Source organism: Veillonella sp., assembly GCF_019414865.1.
Lineage (GTDB): Bacteria > Bacillota > Negativicutes > Veillonellales > Veillonellaceae > Veillonella.
In genome coordinates this window covers 1-8,061 of record NZ_DXLG01000071.1, presented here as the reverse complement: position 1 = coordinate 8,061, position 8,061 = coordinate 1, and the positions used below count along the sequence as shown (strand labels likewise).

The 8,061-nt window shown below is 41.1% G+C and carries 7 protein-coding genes and 1 other annotated feature; of the genes, 1 reads left to right on the top strand and 6 read right to left on the bottom strand.

Annotated features, from left to right (window positions below; genetic code table 11):
• Window positions 1-54: 54 nt before the first annotated feature.
• The 5 genes from QZ334_RS05615 to QZ334_RS05595 all read right to left on the bottom strand — a co-directional run bounded on the left by QZ334_RS05615 (window position 55) and on the right by QZ334_RS05595 (window position 5,245).
• Window positions 55-384, bottom strand: coding sequence for a DMT family transporter (locus QZ334_RS05615; protein WP_295232614.1), 330 nt, complete (start codon window positions 382-384; stop codon window positions 55-57).
• A gap of 177 nt (window positions 385-561) precedes the next feature.
• On the bottom strand, window positions 562-1,632 hold the full coding sequence (leuB, locus tag QZ334_RS05610; protein ID WP_295232611.1) for a 3-isopropylmalate dehydrogenase: 1,071 nt from the start codon (window positions 1,630-1,632) through the stop codon (window positions 562-564).
• Window positions 1,633-1,952: 320 nt separating this feature from the next.
• Window positions 1,953-2,444 (bottom strand): 3-isopropylmalate dehydratase small subunit, encoded by a 492-nt coding sequence (locus QZ334_RS05605; protein WP_004694284.1) that lies wholly within the window; start codon window positions 2,442-2,444, stop codon window positions 1,953-1,955.
• Between the two features lies 1 nt (window position 2,445).
• A complete protein-coding gene (gene leuC, locus QZ334_RS05600) occupies window positions 2,446-3,705 on the bottom strand; it encodes a 3-isopropylmalate dehydratase large subunit (RefSeq protein ID WP_295232608.1) in 1,260 nt (419 codons plus the stop codon).
• A 1-nt stretch (window position 3,706) separates the two neighbouring features.
• Entirely contained in the window at window positions 3,707-5,245 is a 1,539-nt protein-coding gene (locus QZ334_RS05595) for a 2-isopropylmalate synthase (RefSeq protein WP_005381515.1), read from the bottom strand.
• Between the two features lie 179 nt (window positions 5,246-5,424).
• Window positions 5,425-5,628 (bottom strand) — a binding site (T-box leader).
• 158 nt (window positions 5,629-5,786) lie between these two features.
• Between QZ334_RS05595 and QZ334_RS05590 the strand changes: the two genes are divergently transcribed.
• Window positions 5,787-6,302 (top strand): HdeD family acid-resistance protein, encoded by a 516-nt coding sequence (locus QZ334_RS05590; protein WP_295232606.1) that lies wholly within the window; start codon window positions 5,787-5,789, stop codon window positions 6,300-6,302.
• A 367-nt stretch (window positions 6,303-6,669) separates the two neighbouring features.
• Here the strand turns inward: QZ334_RS05590 and QZ334_RS05585 are convergent, their stop codons facing one another.
• On the bottom strand, window positions 6,670-7,878 hold the full coding sequence (locus QZ334_RS05585; RefSeq protein ID WP_295232603.1) for a hypothetical protein: 1,209 nt from the start codon (window positions 7,876-7,878) through the stop codon (window positions 6,670-6,672).
• Window positions 7,879-8,061 lie beyond the last annotated feature (183 nt).

Here is an 8,061-nt window from a genome sequence, read left to right as displayed (position 1 = left end):
TCTACATCTACATCTACAGTATTCTAATTTATAAGATAGAAACTGGCTATAATATTAGTTTCCTACACTGCCCCACAAGTTAAGGATGACAACCCCAACTACAATAAGACCTATCCCCAAAATGGTGTAAATATTATAGCCCTCACTAAAGATAAAGACTGAAATGAGTGCTGTCACCACGAGGCCTACGCCAGACCAAGTAGCATAGGTAACACTAAGCGGAAGATATTTCAGTACATGCGTCAATGTATAGAAAGATCCTACATAGCCAAGCACACAAGCAACGGTCTGTAACGGCCTCGTAAAGCCATCAGAGGCTTTCAACATGGTCGTAGCAAATAGCTCAAGCCCTATAGATAAGGCAAGTAAAAAATAAGATAACATAACATAACACCTCCTACAAAAAAGAGAGGGACTATCCCTCTCTTTTATATGGTCTATATATAATACTTATATATTATATCGCATATGATAAGGTTTTGAAATGATTTAGCTCACTTTATAAGAATCCGAAATGATTTAGCTCAATTTATGAGCTTTTTAAAACCTTGTTTCATACGATTATAGACGTTCGATAACAGCTTGCGCCATTTCTGTTGTACCTACCCGTTTTAAACCGTCACGGTAGATATCGCCTGTGCGGTAACCATCAACGAGCACTTGGTCCACAGCTTTTTCAATTGCGTCAGCCACTTGAGGTAAATCAAGGGAATGACGGCACATCATAGCTGCGGACAAGATTGTGCCCAATGGGTTCGCCAAGTTTTGGCCCATAATATCTGGTGCAGAACCGTGGATTGGTTCGTACAATGCTGTGCCAGTACCCATGGATGCAGATGGTAAAAGCCCGATGGAACCAGAGATTACAGCGCCTTCGTCAGACAAGATATCGCCGAACAAGTTTGTTGTCACGATAACGTCGAATTGTGCAGGATTTACAACGAGTTGCATTGCTGTATTATCTACGTAGAAGTAATCTGTTGCGATGTCTGGATTAGCTGCAGCTTTCTCTTGCGCGATTTTACGCCACAAACGAGAAGAAGCCAATACATTTGCTTTATCTACAGATACAACCTTTTTGTTACGTTTGCGAGCTGTTTCCATAGCAATGTCCATGATGCGCTCTACTTCGTAACGGCTGTATGTTTCTTTATCCCATGCGAACTCGTTAGCACCTTCCCCTTGTGCCTCTTCGCGTTCGCCGAAATAAATACCGCCAGTCAACTCACGAACGATAACGAAATCTACATCTTGTACGAGTTCCTTTTTAAGAGGGGAATACTCTTGCAAGGATGGATAGATTTTTACAGGACGCAAGTTACAGAACAAGCCAAGCTCCTTACGAAGACCTAAAATTGCTTTCTCAGGACGAATAGCAGGATCTACATTATCCCATTTAGGACCACCTACAGCGCCAAGCAATACAGCATCAGCCGCTTTACAAGCCTCGATAGTATCCTCAGTCAAAGGCACACCGTATGCATCAATAGACGCACCGCCCGCTTTTTTATCTATCCAATTAACTTTTACACCGGCTTTCTCAAAAGCCACATCACACACAGCCTTCGCTGCAGCAATAATCTCAGTACCGATACCATCGCCAGGAATCAATACGATATTCTTTTCGCTCATATTACCTCTCCATATAACCAATATTATGGATGAACCACAAACTCATCTTTCGTTATTCCACCGCTAGAAATCTATATAACCGGTGTCGAGCCTTCACACTCACAAGAGCCGAATGCTCGTCTCTCCTCCCGTTTCTCTGCCATAAAGCCATTCAAGATTATGATAGCTACAAGAGTCTTAAAGTTTTTAACAAAACCAAAAGAAAAAAATACGTAGATCCGAGGTGCATGCGCTAACGCGACTTTAGCAGGTCAAGGCTATGCCGCAGACCGTTAAGCTAGTGGAGCGGCGGCGCATCACCGAGGATCGGCAACGTAATATTATTTACGGTTTTTCGCAAAGTTCACAAGACCACCAGCTGCCGCAATATCTTGAATGAATTGTGGCAACTCAGTCCCTTGGTATTGTTCGTTTTTAGTCAAGTTGTACACGATACCTTTAGACAAGTCTACGCCGATTGCATCGCCAGCGTCGATACGGTCTACTTGTTCGCCGATTTCAACTACTGGTAAACCAATGTTGATAGCATTACGGAAGAAGATACGGGCAAAGGAGTGTGCAATGATAACAGGTACGCCTTTTGCTTTGATAACGCCTGGTGCGTGTTCACGGGAGGAACCACAGCCAAAGTTTTTACCAGCTACCATGATTTCGCCAGCTTTCACATTTGGCGCGAATGTAGTATCAATGTCCTCCATCGCATGTTCAGCCAATTCGTTCCAGTCAGCAATCGCCAAGTAACGAGCTGGAATGATTACGTCTGTATCTACATCGTCGCCGTAGCGCCAGATTTTTTTGCTTTCAAAATCCATATTAAACCTCCTCAGGGCCTGCAATGCGGCCTAATACAGCACTTGCTGCCGCCACGTAAGGGCTTGCCAAATATACTTCAGAATCAACGTGACCCATACGACCACGGAAGTTACGGTTTGTAGTGGAAACAGTGCGTTCCCCTTCAGCCATGATACCCATGTAACCACCTAGGCAAGGGCCACATGTTGGCGTGGACACTGCGCAGTCAGCTTGAATAAAGATGTCCAATAAACCATCTTTCATAGCTTGATCGTATACATCTTGGGAACCAGGAATTACGATACAACGAACGAATGGGGCTACTTTGCAACCTTTGAAGATTTCCGCTGCTGCCACCAAGTCTTCGTAACGGCCATTTGTACAGGAACCGATGATAACTTGGTCGATTTTAATATCTTTGTCGATTTCGTTGATGTAATGTGTGTTAGATGGCAAATGAGGGAATGCTACCACTGGTTGCAATTTGGACAAGTCAATGGTAATTGTTTGAGCATATACTGCATCAGCATCTGGAGCGATTGATTCAACAGGACGATTTACGCGGCCTTTGATGTATTCTTCAGTGACTGCATCGTAAGGGAATACGCCACATTTACCGCCCGCTTCGATAGCCATGTTACAGATTGTAAGACGATCTGCCATAGTCATGTGTTGTACGCCGTCACCAGCGAATTCAAGAGCCATGTAACGAGCGCCGTCTACGCCGATTTGTCCGATTAAATCAAGGATTACGTCTTTACCAGTTACCCATTTGTTAGGTTTACCGATAAGCTCAACCTTGATTGTTTCAGGCACTTTGAACCAAGTTTTACCTTCTGCCATAGCAACGCCCGCATCAGTAGAGCCTACGCCTGTGGAGAATGCATTTACCGCACCATATGTACAAGTGTGGGAGTCAGCACCAATCATCATTTCCCCAGGACCGATAAGGCCTTTTTCTGGCAAAATAACGTGCTCAATCCCCATTCTACCGACTTCAAAGTAGTTTGTAATGCCATGTTCGCGTACGAAATCGCGCATGACTTTCGCTTGTGTAGCAGATTGAATATCTTTATTTGGTGTGAAATGATCTGGCACCAAGTAGATTTTATGACGGTCAAATACAGGTTTGCCGATTTTTAAGAACTCTTTACGCGCCGGTGGGAATGTGATGTCGTTCATCAAAACAGCGTCCAAATGACATTCGATGATTTGGCCTGGCTTTACAACATCAAGACCCGCGTGGCGAGCCATATTCTTTTCAGTAATGGTCATACCCATATTATTCTTCCTCCTGTTGTTCTAGCTCCATAGCTAGGAATACTGAGTTAACTGCATTAATATATGCGTTCACACTTGATTTAACGATATCGGTGCTAATACCACGACCATGGTACAAGCGACCGTTGTATTCTACCTTAAGGGTTGCTTCCCCAAGGGCATCTTTACCGGCTGTGATGGCACGGATTTGGTAGTCTTTTAAGCTAATTGGCAAGCCAACCACACGTTCAACTGCTTTAAGGGATGCGTCTACTGGACCATCACCTACGGCAGCATCAGCTTTCTCCCCTTCTGGGGTCATGAGGCGAACGTCAGCATATGCGTAGCCTTTTTCACCTAATTTGTAGTATTGAGCCACAAGCTCGAATGCTTTTTTATGATGTAAGTTATCTACTACAAGAGCGATAATGTCATCATCGTATACTTGTTTTTTACGGTCTGCCAATTCTTTGAATTTAGCGAAGAGGTCGTTGATTTTCTCTTCTGTGAAAGATTGGAAACCAAGTTTTGCCAAATGATCAGCAAAGGCATGACGGCCAGAGTGTTTACCCAATACGAGGTCTGTTTTTTCAGCCCCTACGGACTCAGGAGTCATGATTTCATATGTTTCAGGATTGCTCATCATACCATGTTGGTGAATACCAGACTCATGAGCAAAAGCGTTAGAGCCAACGATTGGTTTATTTGGAGGAACTACGACACCTGTCAAACGACTCACAAGTTTAGAAACTTTCGTAAATTGTTTTGTATCAATGTTCACTTGAAGGTCGCCGAAGTAATCATGGCGTGTTTTAAGAGCCATTACAACTTCTTCAATCGCTACGTTACCAGCCCGTTCGCCTAGGCCATTAATTGTGCCTTCTACTTGACGTGCACCTGCTTTAATAGCAGCTAACGTATTTGCATTAGCAAGACCTAAGTCATCATGACAGTGAACTGAGATAATTGCATTTTCAATGCCTGGTGTATGTTCTTTAATATAGCGGATTTTATCACCGAACTCATTAGGGTTCATGTAACCTACTGTATCTGGTACATTAATAATTGTTGCACCACCAGCAATGGCAACACCAAATACTTGACATGCGAAATCTAAATCAGAGCGTGCCGCATCTTCACCAGAGAACTCGATTTCATCAACCTTACCTTTTGCATATGCCAATACGGATTTAACCTTATCCAATACCTCTTGGCGAGTCATTTTTAATTTATATTCCATATGAAGCTCGGAAATAGCAATGAATACATGCAAACGGCTACGTTCCGCATCTTTCAATGCATCAATCGCTTTTTGTACGTCCTTTTCATTAGCACGTGCCAACGCACAAATTGTTGCGCCTTTCACTTCGCGTGCAATCGTTTGTACTGCTTCAAAATCTCCAGGGGATGCTGCTGGGAAACCAGCCTCGATTACGTCGATGCCGAGGCGTACTAGGCCTTTCGCAATTTCAATTTTTTCAGGAGTTTGTAAAGACACACCTGGTGTTTGTTCCCCATCACGAAGGGTTGTATCGAAGAAATATACGCGATTTTGATCCATAATCTTCACCTTTTCTGTACTAATAAAACATAACGCTGATTATATCTATCCATTGTGAAAGTTTAGTAAAACCGCCAATTTCAACACTATTCGGCTAATGCCAACACAGATACATCAAATCAGTAATTTTACTAGACTTTTACAATAAAAAAAAGCCCCTCAGAACAACTGTCGTTGCTCAAAGGGGCGTTATATTCATAACACGGTACCACCCTAATTGGGACTCGTTGCGGGTATAACGGAACCACCGTCGATGACTACTGCTGAATTCGCCACCAAAGCTCACGGGAGAGTGTCAGCGTACAACCTCTATTGCCTCGCACCAACCGGCAACTCTCTGAAAGCAGGATCTGTAAACCTTTATACCCATTCATAGCTCGTATTTAAGATATAAAGGTATTATACGGTATTCTATAGAACTGTGTCAACAGGATGGACATGTGAGTTTTGTGAAAACACAGTTTTATCGTTACAATTTGATATCCCCCCATGATCTCACGCATACTGTAAATAAGCAGTACCAATGATTGGAGGAATTATTATGAGTGGTTCAAGCAAATTCTTCTTTATTTTATCGGGTATTGTAAGCATTATCCTGGGGATATTCTTACTCTTAAATCCCGTTATTAATCTCATAGCTTTTGCCTGGCTTTTTTCTATTATCTTTTTCGTCAGTGCGGTCAGCTCTATTATAAATTATTTTACGTTATCGTCTGAATTACGTAGCGGCTGGTATCTTATCAGCGGCATTATCAATGCTCTATTCGGTATCTATTTAATATCCGGCGGATTTGCATTCCTACCGTTAGTATTCCCGATCACAATCGGCATCTGGATGGTAATTGAAGCCATCTTTATTTTCATTAAATCAAGAAAGTCCGACAGCATGGTATCACTCATGGGACGTAATGCAAAATGGCTTGCACTAATTCTTTTACTATTAGGCCTATTACTCATATTCCAGCCGATTGCTTCCGGTGAGGTATTTATCTACTTTATCGCTTTCGGTTTCTTATTTGACGGAATTTATTCCATCGGTGAGGCTTTTAAAAAATAGAATATAACTAAATAATTACACTATAAGATCGACCAGGTACTGCCAAATAGCTGTCATAAATTACGATGTCTATTTCGTATTTGTGGCAGCTATTTTATTTGTTTTGGCTAGCCGTCATGGTAAATGTATTCGCCTACTACATTTGCAAGTGGTTAGACGCTTTTCTAGCTCTTTTATTTAGCAACTAGCCCAACGCTCTAACATTAGCGTAATAATGGGGTTATAGGACAAAAATTAGTACAACCCTGTAGTAATTTAAAATCCCCTTGATCAGTACCAAGATACTCATCAAAGGGATTATATTAATTATGAAAAAGATAAATAGCCCTTCGTTATCCTAGGATCGCTATTAAATTCAAGTCACATCTTATGCTTTAAATATAACACCATTATGCTCTAGTTGTTCCACTGTTTTTTTACCAATGCCCGGTAGCATCAATACTTCTTGTTTAGTAATTGTTTTAAAATCATCTACTGTGTATAGGCCGGCTTGTGAAAGTGTAATTTGTGCACCGAACCGTATATTGTCATATACCGGATTTCCACGCAAAGCCCCACCTTTAGCAACCTCTACGGGGCTCATATGAGCGGACTCGCGTTTTCCAATATAACTATCATTAGAGTACCGATTTATAACAGTTCGACCGGTAACACGTTCATACGCATCATATAGAGTCTGCCATAATGGACTTTCAAAATCCACTAATTGAGTTGGTAAAAATGAGATAGCAGTATATAAGCTTATTAATTCTCGTGGGTCAGAATCTATATTGCGCACTTGGTCTACCATATACATAATAGCCTCTAAATGATCTTCTACAAAATCGTTCCAGCGCGTTGCATCTTGTAATAACCAATCAATATCTTCATATTCATCAACAAGATCTGCTAATACATCATGGGCTATCTTGCTTTCACCACACTGCAAAGCCAATAGAATATACAGCATATGCATAGGTAACATGATATCCGGAGCCTGATTAAATGCATTTTGTATATCATCGCAACATGCAAGATATCGCTGATATACCTTGCGGCCGCGATCCCAGTTGGCAGCTCCACAACAAGCAACCATCATATACACAAGAAATCCCGAATGATCTTGCTTGTCTCCGTGAAAAACTGGCGTAAAGCAGGCAATCGCATCATTATACATATTATATTCTAAATATATCATCCCCATGTCGATGAGGCAACGCATATAAGGACGCGTCTCTATTATATTCCAATCTATTTTCTTTGGTTTTTTCAACGATTCTACTAGCTGTTTCAACTGATAAATTTGAAAGCTTGGATGTAACTCAAGGGCTATGAGTTCTCGTTTAGCATCTACTTCATCAGGACATAATGCAAGGATTTCATTGTATAACTTCCTTGATTTCTCATTCGTATCAGCCTCTTCTGCAGCCTCATATAAATCACGTAATTTCATTTCTATCGTATTATTAAAATCACCACGATTATATTGAGTCATAAATGCTTCTAACAAATCCTCAATAGATTTGAAATCAGATTCATGTTCGGATACAAATTGTTTCTGTAAACGTAATAATAACTCACTATAAAAGTTAAACATAGAGTATCTCCTTATACATATGAACGTAAAAATACTACTCATATGTAATATAGCACGAGGGAATATATTAATTCTAGAGGTAATACCTCGACCTATTAATATCTCATCTGAGGGTTATAGGACAAAAAGTGTTGGTACTTTAATCCCAATCATTGAAAGATAATTTGTCATAGTTATGCAAAT